This window comes from Pseudomonas lyxosi (assembly GCF_047758685.1).
Taxonomy (GTDB): domain Bacteria; phylum Pseudomonadota; class Gammaproteobacteria; order Pseudomonadales; family Pseudomonadaceae; genus Aquipseudomonas; species Aquipseudomonas lyxosi.
Window position 1 is genome coordinate 1867954 of record NZ_CP180481.1, and the last position, 23287, is coordinate 1891240.

21 protein-coding genes are annotated in these 23287 nt (G+C 59.7%); 10 read left to right on the forward strand and 11 right to left on the reverse strand.

What is annotated here, in order from left to right; translation table 11 throughout:
* Positions 1 to 73: 73 nt before the first annotated feature.
* From ACMXYI_RS08800 to ACMXYI_RS08810, 3 genes are all read left to right on the forward strand, one after another.
* Positions 74 to 349, forward strand: coding sequence for a polyhydroxyalkanoic acid system family protein (locus ACMXYI_RS08800; protein ID WP_415772851.1), 276 nt, complete (start codon positions 74 to 76; stop codon positions 347 to 349).
* 248 nt (positions 350 to 597) lie between these two features.
* The gene (locus tag ACMXYI_RS08805) at positions 598 to 1020 is read left to right on the forward strand and encodes a phasin family protein (protein ID WP_415772852.1); all 423 of its coding nucleotides are present in this window, start codon (positions 598 to 600) and stop codon (positions 1018 to 1020) included.
* A 10-nt stretch (positions 1021 to 1030) separates the two neighbouring features.
* Entirely contained in the window at positions 1031 to 1849 is an 819-nt protein-coding gene (locus ACMXYI_RS08810) for a phasin family protein (protein WP_415772853.1), read from the forward strand.
* Between the two features lie 179 nt (positions 1850 to 2028).
* Here ACMXYI_RS08810 and ACMXYI_RS08815 read toward each other — a convergent pair whose 3' ends face one another.
* The 10 genes from ACMXYI_RS08815 to ACMXYI_RS08860 all read right to left on the reverse strand — a co-directional run bounded on the left by ACMXYI_RS08815 (position 2029) and on the right by ACMXYI_RS08860 (position 14820).
* Positions 2029 to 2649 (reverse strand): TetR/AcrR family transcriptional regulator, encoded by a 621-nt coding sequence (locus ACMXYI_RS08815; RefSeq protein ID WP_415772855.1) that lies wholly within the window; start codon positions 2647 to 2649, stop codon positions 2029 to 2031.
* Between the two features lie 59 nt (positions 2650 to 2708).
* Positions 2709 to 4391 carry a class II poly(R)-hydroxyalkanoic acid synthase gene (phaC, locus tag ACMXYI_RS08820; protein ID WP_415772856.1) on the reverse strand — a complete coding sequence of 561 codons (1683 nt, stop codon included), beginning with the start codon at positions 4389 to 4391 and terminating at the stop codon, positions 2709 to 2711.
* A gap of 129 nt (positions 4392 to 4520) precedes the next feature.
* A complete protein-coding gene (gene phaZ, locus ACMXYI_RS08825; protein ID WP_046052139.1) occupies positions 4521 to 5375 on the reverse strand; it encodes a poly(3-hydroxyalkanoate) depolymerase in 855 nt (284 codons plus the stop codon).
* A 62-nt stretch (positions 5376 to 5437) separates the two neighbouring features.
* On the reverse strand, positions 5438 to 7117 hold the full coding sequence (gene phaC / locus ACMXYI_RS08830; protein ID WP_415772859.1) for a class II poly(R)-hydroxyalkanoic acid synthase: 1680 nt from the start codon (positions 7115 to 7117) through the stop codon (positions 5438 to 5440).
* A gap of 257 nt (positions 7118 to 7374) precedes the next feature.
* Positions 7375 to 7755 carry a gamma-butyrobetaine hydroxylase-like domain-containing protein gene (locus ACMXYI_RS08835; RefSeq protein WP_033055352.1) on the reverse strand — a complete coding sequence of 127 codons (381 nt, stop codon included), beginning with the start codon at positions 7753 to 7755 and terminating at the stop codon, positions 7375 to 7377.
* A gap of 45 nt (positions 7756 to 7800) precedes the next feature.
* Entirely contained in the window at positions 7801 to 9141 is a 1341-nt protein-coding gene (hslU, locus tag ACMXYI_RS08840) for an ATP-dependent protease ATPase subunit HslU (protein ID WP_415772861.1), read from the reverse strand.
* 55 nt (positions 9142 to 9196) lie between these two features.
* The gene (gene hslV / locus ACMXYI_RS08845; protein ID WP_007899242.1) at positions 9197 to 9727 is read right to left on the reverse strand and encodes an ATP-dependent protease subunit HslV; all 531 of its coding nucleotides are present in this window, start codon (positions 9725 to 9727) and stop codon (positions 9197 to 9199) included.
* A gap of 220 nt (positions 9728 to 9947) precedes the next feature.
* Positions 9948 to 10652: an SPOR domain-containing protein gene (locus ACMXYI_RS08850; RefSeq protein WP_033055354.1), complete on the reverse strand. Its 705-nt coding sequence runs from the start codon at positions 10650 to 10652 to the stop codon at positions 9948 to 9950.
* Between the two features lies 1 nt (position 10653).
* Complete coding sequence (gene argS, locus ACMXYI_RS08855) at positions 10654 to 12390, reverse strand: arginine--tRNA ligase (RefSeq protein WP_415772863.1); 1737 nt, start codon at positions 12388 to 12390, stop codon at positions 10654 to 10656.
* Positions 12391 to 12600: 210 nt separating this feature from the next.
* Positions 12601 to 14820 (reverse strand): primosomal protein N', encoded by a 2220-nt coding sequence (locus ACMXYI_RS08860; protein WP_415772865.1) that lies wholly within the window; start codon positions 14818 to 14820, stop codon positions 12601 to 12603.
* A 290-nt stretch (positions 14821 to 15110) separates the two neighbouring features.
* On the opposite strand from ACMXYI_RS08860, the gene rpmE reads away from it, so the two are divergent.
* The 3 genes from rpmE (at position 15111) to ACMXYI_RS08875 (ending at position 17608) form a co-directional block, all read left to right on the forward strand.
* Positions 15111 to 15341: a 50S ribosomal protein L31 gene (rpmE, locus tag ACMXYI_RS08865; protein ID WP_008080648.1), complete on the forward strand. Its 231-nt coding sequence runs from the start codon at positions 15111 to 15113 to the stop codon at positions 15339 to 15341.
* 14 nt (positions 15342 to 15355) lie between these two features.
* On the forward strand, positions 15356 to 16156 hold the full coding sequence (locus ACMXYI_RS08870; protein ID WP_415772867.1) for a thermonuclease family protein: 801 nt from the start codon (positions 15356 to 15358) through the stop codon (positions 16154 to 16156).
* Between the two features lie 183 nt (positions 16157 to 16339).
* Positions 16340 to 17608 carry a malic enzyme-like NAD(P)-binding protein gene (locus tag ACMXYI_RS08875; RefSeq protein WP_223431115.1) on the forward strand — a complete coding sequence of 423 codons (1269 nt, stop codon included), beginning with the start codon at positions 16340 to 16342 and terminating at the stop codon, positions 17606 to 17608.
* Between the two features lie 242 nt (positions 17609 to 17850).
* Here the strand turns inward: ACMXYI_RS08875 and ACMXYI_RS08880 are convergent, their stop codons facing one another.
* Positions 17851 to 20292, reverse strand: coding sequence for a penicillin-binding protein 1A (locus tag ACMXYI_RS08880; protein ID WP_415773876.1), 2442 nt, complete (start codon positions 20290 to 20292; stop codon positions 17851 to 17853).
* A gap of 218 nt (positions 20293 to 20510) precedes the next feature.
* On the opposite strand from ACMXYI_RS08880, the gene ACMXYI_RS08885 reads away from it, so the two are divergent.
* From ACMXYI_RS08885 to ACMXYI_RS08900, 4 genes are read left to right on the forward strand one after another with little or no spacing between them, the layout of a single operon-like run.
* Complete coding sequence (locus ACMXYI_RS08885; protein ID WP_415772869.1) at positions 20511 to 21575, forward strand: pilus assembly protein PilM; 1065 nt, start codon at positions 20511 to 20513, stop codon at positions 21573 to 21575.
* Positions 21575 to 22141 (forward strand): PilN domain-containing protein, encoded by a 567-nt coding sequence (locus tag ACMXYI_RS08890; protein ID WP_415772870.1) that lies wholly within the window; start codon positions 21575 to 21577, stop codon positions 22139 to 22141. The genes ACMXYI_RS08885 and ACMXYI_RS08890 overlap by 1 nt, the downstream gene beginning before the upstream one ends.
* Positions 22138 to 22761, forward strand: coding sequence for a type 4a pilus biogenesis protein PilO (gene pilO / locus ACMXYI_RS08895; protein ID WP_415772872.1), 624 nt, complete (start codon positions 22138 to 22140; stop codon positions 22759 to 22761). Before ACMXYI_RS08890 ends, pilO begins: the two co-directional genes overlap by 4 nt.
* The gene (locus tag ACMXYI_RS08900) at positions 22758 to 23285 is read left to right on the forward strand and encodes a pilus assembly protein PilP (RefSeq protein ID WP_415772874.1); all 528 of its coding nucleotides are present in this window, start codon (positions 22758 to 22760) and stop codon (positions 23283 to 23285) included. Before pilO ends, ACMXYI_RS08900 begins: the two co-directional genes overlap by 4 nt.
* Positions 23286 to 23287: the final 2 nt, after the last annotated feature.

A 23287-nucleotide genomic window follows, 5' to 3' on the forward strand; every position in this document is an offset into this window, starting at 1 on the left:
AACCACCGGGACGTTTTGCCGCAGTAGCGGTCAAGATGCTTCAGGAAAGTATTCATAAAGCAGGAGTCATTCGATGGCCCGTATTAGTGTTGAGCGTTCCCACGGCCTGGGTAAGGAAGCGGCCCGCGAGAAGGCCGACAAGTTGGCGCAGAAACTGTCCGATCAATATGGCCTGGAGCCGCAATGGTCCGGCGACACGCTGAACCTCAGACGCTCCGGTGTGAAAGGCGCGGTGTATGTGGGCGAGGATTCGATCAAGGTCGATGTCGAACTTGGCCTGTTGATGTCGGCCATGAGCGGCACGATCAAATCGGAAATCGAAAAGGCCCTCGATAAAGCGTTGGCTTAACTCTGTCTTGTTTTGGAATGCGATCACTGTGGGAGCGAGCCTGCTCGCGAAAGCGGTCATTCAGTCGACAGCAATGTTGAATGTGCCGACCTCTTCGCGAGCAGGCTCGCTCCCACATTTGTTTTGTGGCGTGACCAGGGTTTTGTGTCAGTTGTTAGGGTGCCGTTTCTAATTATTCTCACTACTTTGTGCCTGAGCCCGACTCTTTCGCGGGCAGTTCCTCAAACCTTCTGCGCGTGAGGTGCACCATGGCCAAAGTTATTTTGAAGAAAAAAATCGACGCTTCGACGACTGCTCTGAGCGACGTTAAATCGTATGCCCGCAAGATCTGGCTGGCAGGCCTGGGTGCCTACACCAAGGTCGGCCAAGAGGGCGGCGAGTACTTTCAAGAGTTGATCAAAGCTGGTCAAGACGTTGAAAAGAAAGGCAAAAAAGTAGTTGCCGAGAAACTTGAAGCAGCGAATGCCGAGATCGATGAAGCCAAGAGTGAAGTCACTACTTTCAAAGGTAAGGTCGAACTTCAACTCGACAAGGTCGAGAAGGCTTTTGACTCGCGTGTCGCAAGTACCTTGAATCGTATCGGCATTCCGTCTAAACATGACGTTGAGACACTCTCTGCCAAGCTCGATGAGCTGACGGCATTGCTCGAACGCGTCGCGCGTAAATCTTAAGGAGAACGGGATGGCTGGCAAAAAGAATACTGAAAAAGAAGGCAGCTCGTGGATCGGGAAAGTCGAAGACTACTCCCGCAAAATCTGGCTGGCTGGTTTAGGCGTGTACTCGAAGATTGACACTGACGGCAGCAAACTCTTCGATACATTGGTTAAAGACGGCGAGAAAGCCGAGAAGCTCACCAAGAGCGCTGTCGGCAAGAAAGTCGATGCTGCCAAGGACTCTGCTTCGACGGCCAAGTCGCGCATCAGCGGCGTGAAAGATCGCGCACTGGGCAAGTGGGATGAGCTGGAAGGGGCTTTCGACAAGCGTCTGAACAGCGCCATTTCGCGCCTGGGTGTACCGAGCCGCAATGAAGTCAAAGCACTGCACAGCAAGGTCGATACCCTGACCAAGCAAATCGAAAGACTCACCGGTGCCAAGGTCGCGCCTGTTGCGGCGAAAACCGCGGCGGCCAAACCTGCAGTGAAGTCCGCTGCCAAGCCACTGGCTAAAGCTGCCGCTAAACCGGCTGCCAAACCAGCGGCCAAAACTGCCGCAGCGAAACCTGCAGCAGCCAAAGCAGCAGCAAAACCAGCCGCTAAACCGGCTGCCAAAACTGCAGCGGCCAAACCCGCTACCAAGCCAGCGGCCAAACCTGCCGCAGCGAAGAAGCCAGCGGTGAAAAAGCCGGCAGCTCCGAAAGCGGCTGCACCAAAACCAGCAGTGGCTGCTGCTAAACCGGCAACCCCGGCGCCGGTCAGCACATCGAACTCCGCTACTGCGCCGACCCCTGCTGCAACCCCGACTGCCGCGTCAGCTCCTTCGACGCCAACCAGTCAGTCCTGATTTTCAGGGCTCAAGAAAACGCCCGGCCTGCAAAGGTCGGGCGTTTTTGTTTGTGCGCGGTTCCGGGAACACTGCAGTTCCCTGTAGGAGCCGAGCTTGCTCGCGATGGCGGCGTGTCAGTCGGTATTAATGTTGGCTGACACACCGCCATCGCGAGCAAGCTGGGCTCCTACAATGGGTTACTCGTGTTCTTCGAGATACTGTAAAGCCAACTGCTCCGTCGCCACCTTGATCGGCGGCAACAAATGCGGCGCCACCAGCATCATGATCTGATACACCACCAATCTCACCTCACCCTCGCGATCAAGAATCCGCTGATAGTCCAGCGAGAACAGCAGCGTCATGGTGATCTGTTCCACCAGCTGCCCCAGCGCCTGGGTATCGCTGACCAATTGCCCCTGAGCCTTCAATCGAGCGAGCAACGAAGCTAGTGTGCGCTTCAACGCGTTGAGCAGGTTACGTATGCCCTTGGCCAGTTTCGGCAAGCGCCCGGCGAGGTTCGACAGGTCCTGGAACAGAAACCGGTAGTGGGCCAGGCGTTCGACGATCAGGTGCAGGAACAGCCAGTAATCTTCCGGTGCAAGTTCCACATCGGCTGGTGGATCGAGCAGGGGCGTCAGTTCGGCCTGGAAGCGCTCGAACAGTCCGAGAATCAACGGTTCCTTGCCGTGGAAGTGGTAGTAGAGGTTGCCCGGGCTGATGCCCATTTCGTTGGCAACTTCCATGGTGGAGACGTTCGGCTCGCCCTTCTGATTGAACAACTGCAAAGCACATTCGAGAATCCGGTCGCGGGTTTTCATCCAGTCTTCTTAATGGTCGAGTCATGCCACGGCCGGCGCCGGCCGTGGTTCGTTGTCAGTCAGCGCACGCGCACATAGGTGCCGGGTGCCGCTTCCATCGGTGGATAGTTCTGGTTGCCAAGCGCCATGTGGGTTTCTTTTAGCGCGCCTGAACGTTCTTGAATCCAGCCCAGCCACTGAGTCCACCAACTGCCGTCGACTTGCTTGGCGTCGTAATACCAGGCCCGTGGGTCGGTGCTCAGCTTCGTGCTCTCGACGAAGTTGGCTTTCGGGTTTGATGGTGGATTGAGAATGCTCTGTACATGACCGCTGTTGGACAACACGAAGCGTCGCTCGCCACCCAGCAGCAGGGTCGAGCGATACACCGCATCCCACGGGGTGATGTGGTCATTGATGCCCGCCACGCTGAAACTGTCGACGTTGACTTTCTGCAAGTCGATCGGCGTGCCGCACACTTCCAGACCACCCGGATGACTCAGCGGGTTGTGTTTGAAGAAGTCCAGCAAGTCGCCATGCAAGGCTGCCGGTAAACGTGTGTTGTCGTTGTTCCAGTAAAGTATGTCGAATGCCGGCGGCTCCTTGCCCAACAGGTAGTTGTTAACGAAATAGCTCCAGATCAAATCGTTGGGGCGCATCCAGGCGAAGACCTTGGCCAGGTCGCGACCGTCCAGCACGCCTTTCTGATAGGAGCGACGCTTGGCCGCTTCAAGCGTCTGTTCGTCGGCGAAGAGGGTCGCAGGCGAGTCCATCTGACTGTCGAGCAGGCTCACAAGATAGGTCGCGCTGGACACCCGCCGCAGTTGTCGCTTGGCCTGTAAGTGACCTTGCAGGGCGGCGATGGTCAGCCCGCCCGCGCAGGCGCCCATCAGGTTGACCTCACGAGCACCGGTGATCGCCCGGCACACATTCATCGCTTCTTCCACGGCTTCAACGTACGTCGACAGCCCCCATTCGCGATGACGTACATCCGGATTGCGCCAACTGATCATGAAGGTTTGCAAACCATTCTTCAGGGCGAACTGGACGAAGCTGTTGTGCGGGCTCAGGTCGAAAATGTAGTACTTGTTGATCTGTGGCGGCACCACCAGCAGCGGTTTGGAATACTGCTTTTCGCTCATGGGCTTGTACTGGATCAACTCCAGCAGATCATTGCGAAACACCACGGAGCCCGTAGTGGTGGCGACCGTTTTGCCGACCTCGAAAGCTTGCTTGGTGACTTGTCTGGGCAGGCCGTCGTTGTGCAGGAAGTCGTCGACCAGGTGGCTGATACCTCGCACCAGACTGTTGCCGCCGGAGTTGAAGATTTCCTTGATCGCCAGCGGATTAAGCAGGCTGTTGGACGGTGCCATGGCGTCGTTGAGCAAGGCGAACGCGAAGTGCGCGCGGGCGCGATCGTCCGTGGTCATGTTGCTGTCGTCGATCCAGTGTTTGACCTGCTTCTGCCAGCTCAGGTAGGCCTGCAAGCTGCGGCGATAAAAAGGGTTGAGGCTCCACGCCGGGTCGGCAAAGCGATTGTCGTGCGGATTGGTCGGGTGCAGGGTTTCGCCCAGCAGTACGCGGCCCAGTTGACCGCCCAGCTTCAAGGCGTGTCGGGCGGTGTGCACCGGGTTGCGCAAACCATGGGCGGCAACGCTGCGCAGGGTGGAAAACAGATCCCGGCCACGCAGGCCGGTAATCGCACTCTGTGCGTTGATGAACGCGGCGGGAGTGGGCAAAAATTCCCTCGCTGGTTTTTCGCGCATGAATCAACACTCCTTCGTCTTCAGGCCAAATACAGATACACCGAACCAGAACACCATAGACGCTGTTGCGGATTGTTGCGCGGCGCTGCGTCTTCCCGACCCCTTTTTGTTAACAAAAGCCAGGGCCGATTAGCCTCCCAATGGCGCCGGATGCGGATGCATCACGGCACGCTGACGTTCTTCCTCGAGAAACTTCATGATGATCGGTGCCACTGCTTCGGCCCGGGTAATCAAGAACAGATGCCCGTCATCGATGATGTGCAACTGGGCGTTGGGAATCCGCCAGGCCAGTAACCGCATGTTGACCAACGGAATCAGTGGATCGTCGTCACCGGCCAGCACCAAGGTTGGCTGGTGGATCTTGTGCAGCCAGTGAATGCTGGTCCAGCCGAGGCCGGCGAACAGCTGCCAGTAGTAACCGAGTTTGCCGGCCGAGCGGACCTTGGCGGCATGGCTGGCGGCGAGGGTTGGATCGCGACGGAACGCACCGCCATAGATCATCGGCGCAATGCGAATCACGTGAGACGGCTGGATGTAGCGTCGTGGGCTGGCCATCATCCACAGGACTTTCGGCTTGCCCGGCACCATCACCGTGCCAGCCGCCGTGGCCGCCAGAACGAGTTTCTTGCAGCGCTCGGGATAGTCGTAAGCGAACTGCTGGGCGAGGGCGCCCCCCCAGGAAACCCCGATTACGTTGACTTGCCCGTAGTCGAGATAGTCGAGCATACGCGCCGTGAGTTTCGCCAGGCCCGGAAAGCGATACGGTCGCCTTGGCGTCGACGAACCGCCGACACCAGGGACGTCGAAGGCGATGACTTCCAGGTCCGGGTCCAGCGCCGCGACAAACGGAAACACCAGCTCCAGGTTGGCGCCGATGCCATTGAAAATCAGCAAGGGCGTCAAGTGAGGCTTGCCGGGGCGTACCGCCGTGCGGAGGGTCTGGCCATCCAGGTCGACGGTACGAAATATGAACGGTTGCGGCATGCACGGAGCCCTGTAGGTGTGTATGGGAGCAGGCTTGCCGGCTCCCACGTGTGTTACTTCAATTACCGCTCATGCACGTAGGTGCCCGGCGCAGCTTCGCCCGCCGGATAAGCCTTGTTGCCCAGACTGCCCGGAGACTTTTTCAGCTTGCCCGAACGCTCGGCTTGCCATCCCTGCCAGTGCAGCCACCAGGAATCGGTGTGCTTGGTGGAGTTCTCTTGCCATTCCTCGGCCTTGACCGGCATCTCGGTGCTGGTCATGTAGCGCGATTTCGGATTGCCCGGCGGGTTCAGAATGCTCTGGATATGCCCGCTGCTGGACAGCACGAATTCAACCTTGCCACCGAACAGTTGCGCCGACTTGTAGCAGGACTTCCACGGGGTGATGTGGTCGTTGGTGCCGGCCAGGGAGAAGATGTCGGCAGTGACCTGCTTCAGATCGATCGGCGTGCCGCACACTTCCAGTGCGTCAGGACGGATCAACGGGTTGGTTTTGAACATCTCGATCAGGTCGCCGTGGAACGCTGCGGGCAACCGTGTGGTGTCGTTGTTCCAGAACAGGATGTCGAACACCGGCGGCTCGTTGCCCAGCAGGTAGTTGTTGACCCAGTAGTTCCAGATCAGGTCGTTGGGGCGCATCCAGGCGAAAACTTTCGCCATGTCGCGGCCTTCCAGGACGCCGGCCTGATAGGAGTGGCGCTTGGCGGATTCGAGGGTCTGCTCGTCGACGAACAGTGCCACGTCGCTGTCCAGGGTGGTGTCCAGCACGCTGACCAGCAGCGTCAGGGCGTTGACCTTGCTCTCGCCGAGCGCGGCGTAGTGGCCCAGCAGGGCGGTGCAGGTGATGCCGCCGGAGCAGGCACCGAGCATGTTGATGTCTTTGCTGCCGGTGATCGCGGTGACCACGTCGACCGCTTCCTTGAGCGCTTCTATGTAGGTCGACAGACCCCACTCGCGCTGCTCCTTGGTCGGGTTGCGCCAGCTGACGATGAACGTCTGCATGTTGTTGCGCAGGCAGAAGCGCGCCAGGCTCTTGTCCGGGCTCAGGTCGAAAACATAGAACTTGTTGATCTGCGGTGGCACCACCAACAGTGGGCGCTCGTGCACCTGCTCGGTGGTCGGGCGATACTGGATCAGCTCCAGCACATCATTGCGAAACACCACCGCGCCTTCGGTGACGCCCAGGCTCTTGCCGACCTCGAACGCGCCCATGTTGACCTGGCTCGGCATGCCGCCGTTGTGCACCAGGTCCTTGGCCAGATGGGAAAGGCCGTCGAGCAGGCTTTTGCCGCCGGTTTCGAAGAAGCGTTTGACCGCCGCCGGGTTGGCCGCACTGTTGGTCGGGGCCATGGCTTCGGTCATGAGGTTGATCACGAAATGCCCGCGTGCGACGTCCTTGGGCGAGAGGTTGCTTTCGCCGATCCAGTCGTGGAGCTCCTTGCGCCACGCCAGGTAAGTTTGCAAATAACGTTTGTAGAGCGGGTTCTGACTCCAGGCCGGATCGGCGAAACGACGGTCATCGCTTGTCGGTTGCAGCGCGGATTTGCCGAACAGCACGTTCTTCAGTTCGAGGCCGAAATGAGCGACATGCTTTGCGCTGTGAATCGGTTGTTTGATGGCCTGGGTCAGCACCATTCGGGCAGAGCCCAACAGATCTTTTCTCCGCAGTCCAACGACCGGATTCAGCCCCAAGGTATTTTCCGAGGCCTGTACTTTCAGGTCATCGTTATTCTTGTTACTCATCTACGACGCTCCATTGTCCTGAGACGAGTACCTGGGTCCAGCTGTGCAGTCCACAGCCAATGCCAGGTACTACTGCTCGGGTGACCGTTAATTCTGCATCGCTGCTTTTTAGTTCAGAGAGCACTGCAGGTACCTTGCCAGCTCCATTGGTTACCCGAGTTTAATTTTTTTCGCAAGCAGGCCTATCGTCGGCCGGGAAGCGGAGCATTCAAACAGATGGAATTAGAAAATGCCTTCTAATGAGCGAAAGGCCTGATTTAGAGCATCAGCTTGACGATGGATTCGTTCGGATCGCGGGTCTTTCCGGCAGCTTTGAGTTCGGCAAGATAATCGTTCCAGAGATCCTCTTGGCGCACGCCCAGCTGGTACAGATATTCCCAGGTGAACAGGCCGCTGTCGTGGCCGTCGTCGAAGGTCAATTTCAGTGCGTACTGACCGGCCGGTTCTACCTTGGTCAGGCCTACGCCGATCTTGCCAAATTGCAGGATAGGTTTGCCGTGGCCTTGGACCTCGGCGGAAGGAGAGTGCACACGCAGGAACTCGGCGGGCAGGTGATGTTCCTCACCGGACGCGTATTTCAGCGACAGGGTTTTCGAGGCTTTGTGCAGTTTGATGTCGGTGGGGAGTTGGGTCGTCATTTTGGTTCAGGGCCGCAAGCGGCCCTGCCATGTAGAGAATGAGACCTACAGGATATAACGGGACAGGTCTTCGTTCTGCGCCAATTCGCCCAAGTGGCTGTTGACGTAATCGGCGTCGATCAGGATCGCCTTGTCGTCGTGGGCGCTGGCCAGATCACCGGCGCTGAACGACACCTCTTCAAGCAGACGCTCAAGCAGCGTGTGCAGGCGACGGGCACCGATATTCTCGGTCTTCTCGTTGACCTGCCAGGCGATCTCGGCAATACGCTTGATACCATCCGGCTGGAACTCGATCACCAGGCCTTCGGTTTTCAGCAGGGCACAGTACTGCTCGGTGAGCGACGCGTGCGGTTCGCTGAGAATGCGTTCGAAATCTTCAGGCGTCAGCGCCTTGAGTTCGACCCGAATCGGCAGGCGACCTTGCAGCTCAGGCACCAGATCGCTCGGCTTGCTCAGGTGGAACGCACCGGACGCGATGAACAGGATGTGGTCGGTCTTGACCATGCCCAGTTTGGTGTTGACGGTGCAGCCTTCGATCAGCGGCAGCAAGTCGCGCTGTACGCCTTCACGGGAGACGTCGATGCCACCGGAGTTGCCGCGCTTGGCGACCTTGTCGATTTCGTCGATGAACACGATGCCATGCTGCTCGACCGCTTCCAGTGCCTTGGCCTTCAACTCTTCTTCGTTGACCAGGCGACCGGCTTCTTCGTCACGCACCAGCTTCAGTGCTTCCTTGACCTTGATCTTGCGGCTTTTCTTTTTGCCCTTGCCCATGTTGGCGAACAGGCTCTGCAACTGGTTGGTCATTTCTTCCATGCCCGGTGGCGCGGAGATATCGACGCCGGCCATTTCGGCGACTTCGATTTCGATCTCTTTGTCATCCAGCTGACCTTCGCGCAGGCGCTTGCGGAACAGCTGACGGGTGTTGGAGTCGGCCGACGGTGCGGCGTCGTCGTTGCTGAAGCCCATGCGTGCCGGTGGCAGCAGGGCGTCGAGGATGCGTTCTTCGGCGGCGTCTTCGGCGCGGTGGCGAACCTTGGTCATTTCCTGTTCGCGCAGCAGCTTGATCGCTGCGTCGGCCAGGTCACGAATGATCGATTCAACGTCGCGGCCGACATAGCCGACTTCGGTGAACTTGGTCGCTTCGACCTTGATGAACGGCGCGTTGGCCAGTTTCGCCAGGCGACGAGCAATCTCGGTTTTACCGACACCGGTCGGGCCGATCATCAGGATGTTCTTGGGTGTTACTTCAACACGCAGCTCTTCCGGCAGCTGCATCCGGCGCCAGCGGTTACGCAGCGCGATGGCGACGGCGCGCTTGGCATCGTCCTGGCCGATGATATGGCGATTGAGTTCGTGGACGATTTCACGGGGAGTCATGGACATAGTAATTGGCGGTCCTCAGGTAAAAGTGAGCCGTGGCATGGTGGCCAAAACAGGCTTACTCAGCGAGGTCCTGCTCCTCAATGGTGAAGGTGTGGTTGGTGAATACACAGATGTCGCCGGCGATGCCGAGGGCGGTTTCGACGATTTCCCGGGCCGACAGATCGGTTTTCTTCAGCAGCGCGCTGGCGGCGGCCTGGGCGTAACCGCCGCCGGAACCCATGGCGATCAGACCTTCTTCAGGTTCGACCACGTCGCCGTTGCCGGTGATGATCAGAGAGGCGTCTTTGTTCGCGACCGCGAGCATGGCCTCGAGGCGGCTGAGGGAGCGGTCAGTGCGCCATTCTTTGGCGAGTTCGACAGCGGCGCGAACCAGGTGGCCCTGATGTTTCTCAAGCTGGCCTTCGAAACGCTCGAAGAGGGTGAAGGCGTCAGCGGTGGCCCCGGCAAAACCGGCGATAACCTGGCCGTGGTACAGGCGGCGAACTTTCTTCGCGTTGCCTTTCATCACGGTATTGCCGAGAGAAACCTGGCCGTCGCCGCCCATGACGACTTTGCCGTGGCGGCGAACTGAAACGATGGTGGTCAAGGGAGAGTCTCCACGCAGCGGGGCGAAAATGCCTTATGCCAACTCATATGGGGGTGGTGGAGCGTATTTCAACTGTAGGAAGGGAGAGGGGACGAGCGGTGCGCGTATTGATCGTTCCCACGCTCTGCGTGGGAATGCAGCCCGTGACGCTCCGCGTCACTGGACGCGGAGCGTCCCTTGAGGCATTCCCACGCAGAGCGTGGGAACGATCAGTGGAGGGTCAGCGGCTTTGGCGTTGTTGTAACAACAGGTTGCTGAACCCGCTGCCGGCCAGTTGTTTCTGGGCCGTGGTCAGTTGCTCGCGGTTGCTGAACGGTCCGACCAATACCCGATACCAGGTTTCGTCTTTCACGGTGCCGGATTCAACCGCCACGGCCTGACCCAGCAAAATGATCTGCGCTCGAACCTTGTCCGCATCAGCCTCCTTACGGAAGGACCCTGCTTGCAGGAAGAACTTGGTCACTGGCGCCGCTTTGGACACCGGTGGCGCTGGTGGCGGAGTAATCCCGGCCAGTGCTGCCTGAGCGCGCGCGGTATCGATCTTCGCCGCTTGCTCTGGCGTAACCGGCGTCGTCGGAATGGCCGGCACTTGTGGCGTCGGCAGGGTTTTCTCCGGCACGGCATCCGGCGGCACGATGACTTCCGATTCCGGCAGCAACGTGTAGAAGTCGTACTTCGGCTTCACCGGTTGCGTCGGGCTCGGCGGAGTCTTGTTGGCCTCGACGATCTTGGCTTTCTGCTGCTCGATCTTCTCGCGCTTGACGCTCTCGCTGCCCTTGCCCGGTTCCAGCTTCATCAGGAACACAATAAACGCGCCGACCGTCAGGCCGATGGCCATCCACAGCCAGCCCGGGATCGGTTGCTTTGCAGGAGCTTGGTAACGGCTGGCGCCACGCTTGGGTGCAGGTTTTTTCTTGGCAGCCAACTTACATACGCTCCAGAGTTTCCAGACCCAAGAGTTCCAGGCCTTGCTTGAGAGTGCGGCCGGTCAGCGCGGCGAGGCGCAGGCGACTCTGCATTTGCGCCGGGGTGTCGGCGCTGAGGATCGGGCAGTTCTCGTAGAAGCTGGAGAACAGGCCGGCAACATCGTACAGGTAGGTGCACAGGATGTGCGGCGTGCCTTTGTCGGAAACGTTGTTCAGCACTTCGCCGAACTGCGCGAGTTTCGCCGCCAGTTCGTGTTCGTGCGGCGCTTCGAGGACGATCTGGCCTTCGACTTCACTGAAGTCCTTGCCGAGTTTGCGGAACACGCCGGCCACGCGGGTGTACGCGTACAGCAGGTACGGTGCGGTGTTGCCTTCGAAGTTCAACATCAGGTCGAAGTTGAAGCTGTAGTCGCTGGTGCGGTGCTTGGACAGGTCGGCGTATTTCACCGCGCCAATGCCCACGACCTTGGCGATGTTGCGCAGTTCGTCTTCAGCCAGTTCCGGGTTCTTTTCTTTCACCAGGTTGTAGGCACGTTCCTGGGCTTCGGTCAGCAGGTCGATCAGCTTCACGGTGCCGCCGTCACGGGTCTTGAACGGACGGCCATCGGCGCCGTTCATGGTGCCGAAGCCCATGTGTTCCATTTCCATCGGATGGGTCACGAAGCCGGCCAGGCGCGCGACCTGGAATACTTGCTGGAAGTGCAGGGCCTGACGCTGGTCGACGAAGTACAGCGCGCGATCAGCCTTCAACTTGCCGCTGCGGTAACGCACGGCCGCCAGGTCGGTGGTGGCGTAGAGGTAGCCGCCGTCAGCCTTGACGATGATCACCGGCAGCGGGTCGCCGTCGGCGTTCTTGAATTCGTCGAGGAATACGCACTGGGCACCGTTGCTCTCGACCAGCAGGCCGGCGGCCTTGAGGTCGTTGACCACGTTGATCAGGTCGTCGTTGTAGGCGCTTTCGCCCATCACGTCGGCCATGGTCAGTTTGACGTTCAGCAGTTCGTAGATTTTCTGGCAGTGGGACAGCGAGATGTCTTTGAACTTGGTCCACAGTGCCAGGCAGTCCGGGTCGCCGGCTTGCAGCTTGACCACCAGGCCACGGGCGCGATCTGCGAACTCTTCGGATTCGTCGAAGCGTTGCTTGGCGGCGCGGTAGAAGTTTTCCAGGTCCGACAGCTCGTCGCTGGTGATCGGGTTTTCCTGCAGATACGCCATCAGCATGCCGAACTGGGTGCCCCAGTCGCCGACGTGGTTCTGACGGATCACTTCGTCGCCGAGGAATTCCAGTACGCGAGCCACGCCGTCGCCGATGATGGTCGAGCGCAAGTGGCCGACGTGCATCTCTTTGGCCAGGTTCGGTGCCGACAGGTCGACGACAGTGCGCTGCAGCGGGCCGGCCTTGCGCACGCCGATGTGCTCGTCGGCCAGGGCGGCGTCCAGGCGAGTGGCCAGGGCTTGGGTGTTCTGGAAGAAGTTCAGGAAGCCGGGGCCGGCGATTTCGGTCTTGGTGACGTTTTCGTCAGCCGGCAGCGCGGCGATGATCTTCTCTGCCAGGTCACGCGGCTTCATGCCGGCCGGTTTGGCCAGCATCATCGCGATGTTGCTGGCGAAGTCGCCGTGAGTCTTGTCGCGGGAGTTTTCCACCTGGATCGCCGGCGACAGGCCTTCAGGCAACACACCTTCGTTGACGAGTTGGGTGATGGCTTGTTGGATCAGCTGGCGAATGGTGTCTTTCATGGTGTTCTCTTTCGACCGCAAGCGCGGCGGCGCCTGGATGCGCTAGTGGAAAAACTGGGCATTATCCGTTGCGAAGACGGGCTTGCCAACTATAGCGGGCAGGTTATGGATATGTGGTGACAAATAGTCAGCCTTCGCGAGCAAGCTCGCTCCGACATTGGAATGCATACCCCTGTGGGAGCGAGCCTGCTCGCGAAAGCGATCTCAAAATCAATACAAATCTACAGGATCGACATCAAGGGACCAGCGTACCGCCCGCCCACTCGGCATCTGCTCCAACACCAGCAGCCAGCTGCTTAATAGTCGATGCAGCGGCGCCCGAGCCGTCGCTTGCAGCAACAACTGCGCACGATAACGCCCAGCCCGGCGCTCCATCGGCGCCGGGACCGGCCCGAGCAACTCGATCCCGGTCAGGTTCTGTTCGGCCAGCAAACGCTCGGCCTCGCTGCACGCCTCATCGAGAAAACCTTCAGCTTGCCCCGGCTTGTGCGCTTCGGCCCGCAGCAGTGCCAAGTGCGCAAACGGCGGTAGACCCGCCGAGCGACGTTCGCTCAACGCCTGTTCGGCAAAGGCGAAATAGCCCTGTTCAGTCAATTGCACCAGCAGCGGATGGTCGGCCAGGTGCGTCTGGATGATCACTTTGCCCGGCTCTTCAGCCCGGCCCGCGCGCCCGGCAACCTGGACGATCAACTGCGCCATGCGCTCGCTGGCGCGGAAGTCGCCGGAAAACAGCCCGCCGTCGGCGTCGAGAATCGATACCAGGGTCACCCGTGGAAAGTGATGCCCTTTGGCAAGCATTTGCGTGCCCACCAGAATGCACGGTTGGCCCTTCTGGATGGTCGCGAACAGCTGATTCATCGCGTCTTTACGCGAAGTGCTGTCGCGGTCGACCCGCAGCACCGGGACGTTCGGAAACAAAATCCCCAATCGTTCTTCGGCGCGCTCGGTGCCGGCACCGACCGGCCGCAAGTCAACCTTGCCGCACTTCGGGCAATGCCGAGGCACACGTTCGACGTAGCCGCAATGGTGACAACGCAGTTCGCCGGAGCGCTGGTGCACGGTCATGCGCGCATCGCAGCGCTGACACTCGGACATCCAGCCGCAGTCGTGACACAGCAAGGTCGGCGCAAAGCCGCGACGGTTGAGGAACACCAAAACTTGTTGACCCGCGGCCAGCGTCTGACCGATGGCCTGCTGCATCGGCCCGGAAATGCCGCTGTCCAGCGGACGGCTTTTCACGTCCAGGCGCAGGAAGCGCGGTTGCTTGGCGCCACCGGCACGCTCGTTTAATCGCAGGAGACCATAACGACCGGTGTAGGCGTTGTGCAGGCTTTCCAGCGAAGGCGTGGCGGAGCCGAGGACTATCGGGATGTTTTCCTGGCGTGCGCGCACCAATGCCAGGTCGCGGGCGTGATAGCGCAAGCCTTCCTGCTGTTTATAGGAACCGTCGTGCTCTTCATCGATGATGATCAGGCCGGGGTTCTTCATCGGCGTGAACAGCGCCGAGCGGGTGCCGATAATAATGTCGGCGTCACCGTCGCGGGCGGCGAGCCAGGCTTCGAGGCGCTCGCGGTCGTTGACCGCCGAATGGATCAGGGCGATGCGTGCATTGAAGCGCTGCTCGAAGCGCGCCAGGGTCTGCGGGCCGAGGTTGATCTCCGGGATCAGCACCAGCGCTTGTTTGCCAGCCTCGAGCGTTTCGCGGATCAGTTGCAAATAGACTTCGGTCTTGCCGCTGCCGGTGACGCCGGCCAGCAGGAACGCGTGATAACTGTCGAATCCGGCGCGAATCGCTTCATAAGCGGCGCGTTGCTCAGGGTTGAGCGGCAACTCCGGCTGCGCCAGCCAGTGTTCGTGGCGGGCGTCGGGGGCGTGCTTGCGGATTTCGACTTGCACCAGATCCTTGGCCAGCAGCAAATCCAGGCTGTCCTTGCTCAGCATCAGTTTGCTCAACAACTGATGGGCGACGCCGTGGGGATGTTGGGCCAGGGTCGCCAAGGCCTCCCGTTGACGCGGGGCGCGAGCGATGCGCGGGTCATCAAGGCTGGCGCCGGGCGCGGCGGACCAGAAGCGCTCCTGCCGTGCTTCGGCTAGTTCGCCTTGTCGCAACAGTACCGGGAGCGCCCAGCTCAAAGTGTCGCCGAGGCTGTGCTGGTAATACTGAGAGGTCCACAGGCACAGTTTGAACAGCGCTGGCGGCAGCGGCGGCGTGGCATCGAGCAGGGCCAGGGCCGGCTTGAGCTTTTCTACCGGCACTTCGCTGTGATCGGTCACCTCCACCAGAATCCCGATCATCTCCCGTCGGCCGAACGGCACCCGCAGGCGCATGCCCGGCTGCAACTGGGCACGCAGGACCCCGGCCGGGGCACGGTAATCGAACAGACGGCGCAGGGGCGAAGGCAGGGCGAGGCGCAGAATAGCGTTGGGCACGCGGGGGGATCTCGATAAGCGGGCAGTAAAAGAAGTCGGACGCCTATTAATTGTGGGAGCGGGCTTGCTCGCGAATACGGTGTGTCAGGCAACGATGATGTGTCTGATGCACCGTATTCGCGAGCAAGCCCGCTCCCACAAAGGGTGCGTATCAGGCCGGGAGCCTAGCAGACGGTCGGTCTCAGTGACAGCTTGCGTGATTGGCATTGTCTGGTAGAATCCGCGGCCTAATTATGTGCGGTATTCAACAATAGTGTTGAGTGGCGGCACACTAGCCTGAGGAATACACCATGAAAGCCGATATCCATCCAGCGTACGAAACCATCGAAGTAACTTGCAGCTGCGGCAACAAGTTCGAAACTCGTTCGAACCTGTGCAAGCCACTGGGTACTGACGTATGCAACGAGTGCCACCCGTTCTACACCGGTAAGCAGAAGACTCTGGATACTGGCGGCCGTGTACAGCGCTTCGCAGACCGCTTCGGTGCTTTCGGCAAGAAAGCTCCTGCTGCTGCAGAGTAAGGTTGCAAAGCCCCATGGGCTTTACCTTGCTGATGAAAAAGGCGTCCCTCGCGGGCGCCTTTTTTGTGTCTGCGATTTGGCTTTCCGGTGCCCAGGCCTTCTGCCCGGTGCCGAGCGGGCTGACATCCGTTGTGGTGCAGCGGGTGGTGGATGGTGACACGCTACGCCTGAGCGATGGCCGCAGCGTGCGTATGATCGGTTTGAATACGCCGGAGCTGGGCAAGAAAGGCCGTTCCGACGAGCCGTTCGCGGTGGCGGCACGCCAACGTCTGGAGGCTCTGGTGGCCGCCAGCGACGGACGGGTCGGTTTATTGCCCGGTAAAGAAAGCAAAGACCATTACGGTCGCACCTTGGCCCATGTCTACAGCGCTGATGGCGCCAACCTTGAAGCGCAGATGCTCGCTGAAGGACTCGGTTTCCAGGTAGCGGTTGCGCCGAATGTCGATCTGGTCGACTGCCAGCAAGCGGCGGAACACAGTGCCCGTCAGGCCGGACTCGGGTTGTGGCGTCAATCCCCTGTACTGAAAGCGGAGCAGATCAACACGTCCGGTTTCGCTGTGCTCAGCGGTCGTGTGAGCAAGGTTCAGCGCAATCGCGGCGGGGTTTGGATCGAGTTGCAGGATTCGGTTGTCCTGCGCGTTGCACCCAATTTGCTGGGGCAGTTCGATGTGGCGAATCTCGAGCGGCTGAAGGGCAGGCAGATCGAGGCCCGTGGCTGGGTGCTGGACCGTTCGCGGCGTGGCGGACTGAAAGAAGGGCAAGCGCGCTGGCTTCTGCCATTGACCGATCCGGCGATGCTTCAGATGGCGCAGTGATAAAAAATTGTAGACATTTTTAATGTGGATTGTGAACAGTCAATCCCTTGTGTTCCGCGGCTCTTGGTCCAAAGTCGTAGGGCCGGGTGCTTGACAGGGGTGACCGGTCAGTCTTGTAGGGACTTTGCGACACGAGTATCCTCGGCGGTCCGTCTGTCCCACAGTAAAAAGCGGAATGCCCATATGTCTGATTTGAAAACTGCCGCTCTCGAATATCATGCCCATCCTCGTCCAGGGAAGCTGAGCGTCGAGCTCACCAAAGCCACCGCTACCGCCCGCGACCTGTCGCTGGCCTACAGCCCCGGTGTAGCCGAACCAGTCCGCGAAATCGCCCGCGACCCTGAACTCGCCTACAAGTACACCGGCAAGGGCAATCTGGTTGCAGTCATTTCCGATGGCACCGCAATTCTTGGCCTGGGTAACCTCGGCCCATTGGCTTCCAAGCCAGTGATGGAAGGTAAAGGCGTGCTGTTCAAGCGCTTCGCTGGCATCGACGTTTTCGACATCGAAGTCGACTCCGAAAGCCCGCAAGCCTTCATCGACACCGTCAAGCGCATCTCCATCACCTTCGGTGGCATCAACCTGGAAGACATCAAGGCACCTGAGTGCTTTGAAATCGAACGTGCTCTGATCGAGCAATGCGACATTCCGGTATTCCACGATGACCAGCACGGCACCGCGATCGTTACTGCGGCCGGCATGATCAACGCCCTGGAAATCGCTGGCAAAACCCTGGCTGACGCCAAGATCGTCTGCCTGGGCGCCGGTGCTGCCGCCATCTCGTGCATGAAATTGCTGGTGAGCATGGGTGCCAACATCGAAAACATCTTCATGGTTGACCGTACCGGCGTGATCCACTCCGGCCGTGACGACCTGAACCAGTACAAGGCTGTTTTCGCTCACTCGACTGAAAAACGCACGCTGGCCGACGCCCTGAAAGGCGCGGACGTGTTCGTTGGTCTGTCCGGCCCGAACCTGCTGAGCGCTGAAGGCCTGAAATCCATGGCGGCCAACCCGATCGTGTTCGCGTGCTCCAACCCTGATCCGGAAATCTCCCCGGAACTGGCTCACGCCACCCGTGACGACGTGATCATGGCGACCGGCCGTTCGGACTACCCGAACCAGGTCAACAACGTGCTGGGCTTCCCGTTCATCTTCCGTGGTGCCCTGGACGTTCGCGCCAAGCGCATCAACGAAGAAATGAAAGTGGCTGCGGCCAACGCCCTGCGCGAACTGGCCAAGCTGCCGGTTCCACAGGAAGTGTGCGACGCCTACGGCGGCATCAAACTGGAATTCGGTCGTGAGTACATCATTCCGAAACCAATGGATGCCCGTCTGATCACCGTGATCTCCGATGCCGTGGCCAAGGCTGCGATCGAGACCGGCGTAGCGACCCTGCCGTATCCGAAGAACTACCCGCTGAAAAGCGTGGATGACGTGTTCAACGGCTAAGTCGTTGTAGCGCTTCAACACAAAGCCCCGGCTCGAATGAGTCGGGGCTTTTTTATTGCCTGCAGATGATCGTTCCCACGCTCTGCGTGGGAATGCAGCCCGGGACGCTCCGCGTCCCTTTCCAGAGCTGGAACGCGGAGCGTCCCTTGAGGCATTCCCACGCAGAGCGTGGGAACGATCGATCGGCCAAAAAAAACCCCGCTCTTTTTTCAAAGGCGGGGCTTTTTTGCAGTTTCAGGCGATCAGAACAAATCGATCGGCGCCGCTTCGTCCGCAGGCAGTGGGCTGCCCGGCGCAGTGCCGTTGCCCAGTTCGTTCGCCGACGGTGGCGTGTCTTCGGCCTTGAACAACTCGAAGTAGGCACCTGGCGTGCCAGGGGTGGCTGCACGGCCACTGATCGGGTCGACTCGAAGGCTGAGTATGCCTTCCGGCTCTGCCTGCGTATGGGGCGGCAGCCCTTTGAGTGCAGCGCCCATGTAACTCATCCAGATCGGCAGGGCGACGGTGCCGCCGAATTCCTTGCGGCCCAGGCTTTCAGGCTGGTCGAAACCGGTCCAGACAGTGGTCACATAATCGGCGTTGTAGCCCGAGAACCAGGCGTCCTTGGACTCGTTGGTGGTACCGGTCTTGCCCGCAATGTCGCTGCGGCCCAAGGCCAGGGCACGGCGGCCGGTGCCGAGTTTGATCACGTCCTCGAGCATGCTGTTGAGGATGAACGTGGTGCGACCATCGACGATGCGCTCGGCCAGGGCCGGCGTTTGTGGCGCTGGCTGGGTGGTCAAGGCTTCGCCCGGAGTTGCGTTGACGGTGAAGGCGTTGGCCACGACAGGGGCGGCGATGCCGTCGGTGGCGACGTTGCCTTTCGGGACGCTCGGCGGGTTGGCGACGAATAGCGTGTCGCCATTGCGGCTTTCGATCTTGTCGATGATGTAGGGGGTGATCTTGTAGCCGCCGTTGGCGAAAGTGCTCCAGCCGGTGGCGATTTCCATTGGCGTCAGCGTCGCGGTGCCCAGTGCCAGGGACAGGTTGCGTGGCAGGTCCTGCTTGTTGAAGCCGAACTTGCTGATGTAATCAATGGTGCGGTCGACACCCAGCGCCTGCAGCAAGCGGATCGACACCAGGTTGCGCGACTTGTAGAGCGCCTCACGCATACGGATCGGGCCGAGGAAGGTGTTGGTGTCGTTCTTCGGGCGCCAGACCTTGTCCAGGTACTCGTCGACGAACACGATCGGTGCGTCGTTCACCAGGCTGGCGGCGGTGTAGCCGTTATCCAGTGCGGCACTGTAGACGAACGGCTTGAAGCTCGAACCCGGCTGGCGCTTGGCCTGCATGGCGCGGTTGTAGTTGCTCTGTTCAAAGGCGAAGCCGCCGACCAGGGAGCGAATGGCACCGTTTTGTGGATCGAGTGAAACCAGCGCGCCCTGAGCCTGCGGGATCTGGCTGAATTTCAGCGAGTTGTCCGGCTGGCGTTGCACACGAATCAGGTCGCCGACCTGGGCGACGTCCGAAGGCTGCTTCGGATTGGCGCCCATGCTGTTGGTATTCAGGAATGGACGCGCCCATTTCATGCTGTCCCAGCTGACGTGTTCGTCACCGGTACGGGTCATCACTTGCAGGCCGGTCTTGTCGACCTGGGTGACGATGGCGGGCTCAAGGCTGCTGATGGTACGTTGCTTGGTCAACTCGGTTGTCCAGGCCTCGCGAGTCTTGCCCGGCAGGCGCGACTCCGGACCGCGATAACCATGACGCTGGTCGTAGGTCATCAACCCTTCGTGGACCGCGGTGTTGGCCATTTCCTGCAGGTTGCTCGGCACCGTGGTGGTGACGCGGAAACCCTCGGTATAGGCGTCGCTGCCATAACGGCCGACCATTTCGGCGCGGGCCATTTCAGCGATGTACGGTGCGTTCACTTCCGGGGTCGGCACGTGATAACTGGCGTTCAGCGGCTCGTTGATCGCGGTGGTGTAGTCGGCTTCGGTGATTTTGCCGAGCTTGTACATGCGCCCAAGGATCCAGTCGCGACGTTCCTTGCTGCGGGCCGGGTTGGCCAGCGGGTTGAAACGTGAAGGGGCTTTTGGCAGGCCGGCGATCATCGCCATCTGCGCCAGGCTGACATCACGTATCGACTTGCCGTAGTAAACCTGCGCGGCGGCCTCGATGCCGTAGGCGCGGTTGCCCAGATAGATCTTGTTGACGTAGAGCTCGAGGATCTCGTCCTTGGTAAGCTGCCGTTCAATCTGCAGGGCCAGGAGGATTTCGGTGGTTTTGCGTGAGAAGCTGCGTTCGCTGGTCAGGAAGAAGTTCTTCGCCACCTGCATGGTGATGGTGCTGCCGCCGGACTGAATGTGTCCGCTTTTTACCAACTGGGTGGCCGCGCGCATCAGGCTGCTGGGGTCGACGCCGTAGTGGTTGGCGAAGTTGTCGTCTTCAGCACTTAGTAACGCATTAATGAAATTGGGGGGAATGTCGGCGAACCGGATCGGTGTGCGGCGCATTTCGCCAAATTCTGCGATCAGCTTGTTGTCGCTGCTGTAGACCCGCAAAGGAATCTGCAACTGGATGCTTCTCAGCGCCTCCACGGATGGCAAACCCGGACTAAGGTAGAGAAAGGCGCCGCTAAGACCGAGGAGCAGTCCGCAGAAAACGGCGACGATGGACCAACCGAAAAATTTCAGCAGACGAATCAAGGCTTTTGGACATCCAGGGCAAAGAATGAATTTGGCATCAGGGTTCAGATAAACAGGGAACGACCCGCGCTTGAAGTAAAAACCGGAAAAAAACGCTGGGCATTATAAGCATTTTTCCGTCGAGGGCGTCATTTGCGCTGCTGTCAAGACGGGTGGTTTGAACGCAACTGATATTACAGAGTCCGTAAGACACGGATAGTCATAGGGAATTGGTAGTGCTAGGACTCTTCAATAAAAAGGCCAATACGCTTCTGGGGATCGACATCAGCTCCACGTCGGTCAAGCTTCTGGAGCTAAGCCGCCAAGGCGACCGCTATCGGGTCGAGGCCTATGCGGTGGAACCTTTACCCACCAACGCGGTGGTCGAGAAAAATATCGCCGAGCTCGAAGGCGTAGGGCAGGCACTCGCGCGCGTGCTGCTCAAGGCCAGAACCAACCTCAAGAACGTCGCCGTGGCCGTGGCCGGTTCGGCCGTGATCACCAAGACCATCGAGATGGACGCCGGTCTTTCCGACGACGAAATGGAAAACCAGCTGAAGATCGAGGCCGATCAATACATCCCTTATCCATTGGACGAAGTGGCCATCGACTTTGAGGTCCAGGGCGTTTCTGCGCGCAACCCAGAGCGAGTCAATGTGCTGCTGGCCGCCTGTCGCAAGGAAAACGTCGAAGTGCGGGAAGCGGCCCTGGCTCTCGCCGGCCTGACAGCCCGCGTAGTCGACGTCGAGGCCTATGCGCTGGAGCGTTCCTACGGATTGCTGACGAGGCAACTGGCGGCTTCTCAGGAGCGTCTGACGGTAGCGGTGGTCGATATCGGCGCCACCATGACCACCCTGAGCGTGCTGCACCAGGGACGGATCATCTACACCCGCGAGCAATTGTTCGGTGGTCGTCAACTGACCGAGGAAATCCAGCGACGTTATGGCCTGACCGTTGAGCAGGCGGGGCTGGCGAAGAAGCAGGGTGGTTTGCCGGACGATTACGTCAGTGAGGTGCTGCAGCCGTTCCGCGATGCGCTGGTGCAGCAGGTGTCGCGTTCGTTGCAGTTTTTCTTCGCCTCTGGTCAGTACAACTCGGTTGATCACATTCTGTTGGCCGGCGGTACCGCATCGGTCCCGGGACTGGACCGGTTGATCGAGCAGCGATTGGGTACGCCGACGCAAGTGGCCAACCCGTTCTCCGACATGGCCCTGAGCAGCAAGGTCAACGCCGGTGCCCTGGCCAGTGATGCGCCGGCACTGATGATTGCCTGCGGGCTGGCCCTCAGGAGTTTCGACTGATGGCGCGGATCAATCTTTTACCCTGGCGCGAAGAGCAGCGTGAAGCGCGCCGCAAACGCTTTTTGCTGGCGCTGGTCGGTGTGATGGTGGGGGCCGCTGGCGCGGTGCTGATCGCGAACCAGGCCATCAGTGGCGCTATCGATCGGCAAGTGGCTCGTAACGATTACATCGGCAAACAGATTGCCGTGGTCGACGAGCGGATTGAACAGATCAGCGATTTGAAGGCCCGTCGCCAGCAACTGGTCGAGCGCATGCGCATCATTCAGGACCTGCAAGGCAACCGTCCGATCAGCGGGCGGATCTTCGATCAGTTAGCGCGTACCTTGCCGGACGGGGTGTACTTCACCGAGGTGAAAATGGCCGGCAAAACCCTTTCCATTACGGGCGCGGCAGAATCCAACAATCGTGTTTCGGACCTGATGCGTAATCTGGATGCGTCGGACTGGTTCAATGCGCCGACCCTGACGGAAGTCAAAGCGACGACCGCCGGTCAGCTGGATCAGGCCAACGTCTTTCAGCTGACCGTTCGTCAGACTCAGCCCGCCGCTGCGGAGGGCGGCAAATGAGGCTGTCTGACTGGTTCGAAGGCCTGCGCAAGATCGATATCAATGACCTGGACACCAATAACATGGGTTCCTGGCCGCCAGCCATCAAGGCACTGGCGGCTGTCCTGCTCATGATTCTGGTGCTTTCGCTGGGCTACAGTTTTTCCATCAGCGACCTTCAGAGCCACCTCGAACTCAAGCGTGAGGAAGAGTCGACCCTCAAGGAGCAATTCGCCAACAAAGCCCATATGGCGGCGAATCTGGAGCTGTATACGCAGCAGATGAAGGAAATGGAGAACTCTTTTGGCGTGCTGCTGCGGCAATTACCCAGTGACACCGAAGTGCCCGGCCTGCTGGAGGACATCACTCGCACCGGCCTGGGCAGTGGCCTGGAGTTCGAAGAGATCAAACTGCTGCCGGAGAACACGCAGCAGTTCTACATCGAGTTGCCGATCCAGATCACCGTCACCGGTGCTTATCACGACCTTGCCACCTTCGTCAGCGGCGTCGCCGGGCTGCCAAGGATTGTCACCCTGCATGACTTCGACCTTGCGCCGGCCAACCCGGAAGGTGGGCCGAAGTTGCGCATGAGCATCCTCGCCAAGACCTACCGCTACAACGACAAGGGGCTGCAGAAATGAGTCCGATTCGTTGTTTTTCGATGGTTGTGTTGGTCGCCGGCCTGGCTGGTTGCGGCAGCGGTAATGACTTCAGCGACCTGGACGCGTACATGAACGAAATGCGTTTGCGTGCGCCCGGCAAGATTGAACCAACGCCGACATTTCGGTCTTACCCAACATTCACCTACAGCGCCGCCAACCTGCGAAGCCCGTTTTCCCGACAGATCAGAGTCGATCTGGCCGGCCAGAAACACGGCTCGCGCAACGTCAAACCTGACCCGAATCGGGTCAAGCAGTACCTCGAAGGTTTCAACATCGAGCAGTTTGAAATGGTCGGAACGATCGCCAATGCGACCGGCTCCTTTGCGCTGTTGCGCGGGGCGGGCGGGGTGCATCGGTTGAAAGTCGGCGATTACCTGGGGCGTAACGATGGGCGGATCGTCGCCATCAGTGGCTCGCAGGTCGATGTGGTCGAAATCGTTCCCGACGGCGAAGGCGCCTGGCTGGAGCGGCCGCGGACCATCCCTTTGAAAGAACACTCATAGTG

Excerpts from the sequence above, each read along its gene's own strand:
- ACMXYI_RS08800 (WP_415772851.1), top strand. The coding sequence starts at position 74 with ATGGCCCGTATTAGTGTTGAGCGTTCCCACGGCCTGGGTAAGGAAGCG.
- ACMXYI_RS08805 (WP_415772852.1), top strand. The coding sequence starts at position 598 with ATGGCCAAAGTTATTTTGAAGAAAAAAATCGACGCTTCGACGACTGCT.
- ACMXYI_RS08810 (WP_415772853.1), top strand. The coding sequence starts at position 1,031 with ATGGCTGGCAAAAAGAATACTGAAAAAGAAGGCAGCTCGTGGATCGGG.
- ACMXYI_RS08815 (WP_415772855.1), bottom strand. The coding sequence starts at position 2,649 with ATGAAAACCCGCGACCGGATTCTCGAATGTGCTTTGCAGTTGTTCAAT.
- phaC (WP_415772856.1), bottom strand. The coding sequence starts at position 4,391 with ATGCGCGAAAAACCAGCGAGGGAATTTTTGCCCACTCCCGCCGCGTTC.
- phaZ (WP_046052139.1), bottom strand. The coding sequence starts at position 5,375 with ATGCCGCAACCGTTCATATTTCGTACCGTCGACCTGGATGGCCAGACC.
- phaC (WP_415772859.1), bottom strand. The coding sequence starts at position 7,117 with ATGAGTAACAAGAATAACGATGACCTGAAAGTACAGGCCTCGGAAAAT.
- ACMXYI_RS08835 (WP_033055352.1), bottom strand. The coding sequence starts at position 7,755 with ATGACGACCCAACTCCCCACCGACATCAAACTGCACAAAGCCTCGAAA.
- hslU (WP_415772861.1), bottom strand. The coding sequence starts at position 9,141 with ATGTCCATGACTCCCCGTGAAATCGTCCACGAACTCAATCGCCATATC.
- argS (WP_415772863.1), bottom strand. The coding sequence starts at position 12,390 with ATGAAAGACACCATTCGCCAGCTGATCCAACAAGCCATCACCCAACTC.
- rpmE (WP_008080648.1), top strand. The coding sequence starts at position 15,111 with ATGAAAGCCGATATCCATCCAGCGTACGAAACCATCGAAGTAACTTGC.
- ACMXYI_RS08870 (WP_415772867.1), top strand. The coding sequence starts at position 15,356 with ATGGGCTTTACCTTGCTGATGAAAAAGGCGTCCCTCGCGGGCGCCTTT.
- ACMXYI_RS08875 (WP_223431115.1), top strand. The coding sequence starts at position 16,340 with ATGTCTGATTTGAAAACTGCCGCTCTCGAATATCATGCCCATCCTCGT.
- ACMXYI_RS08890 (WP_415772870.1), top strand. The coding sequence starts at position 21,575 with ATGGCGCGGATCAATCTTTTACCCTGGCGCGAAGAGCAGCGTGAAGCG.
- pilO (WP_415772872.1), top strand. The coding sequence starts at position 22,138 with ATGAGGCTGTCTGACTGGTTCGAAGGCCTGCGCAAGATCGATATCAAT.
- ACMXYI_RS08900 (WP_415772874.1), top strand. The coding sequence starts at position 22,758 with ATGAGTCCGATTCGTTGTTTTTCGATGGTTGTGTTGGTCGCCGGCCTG.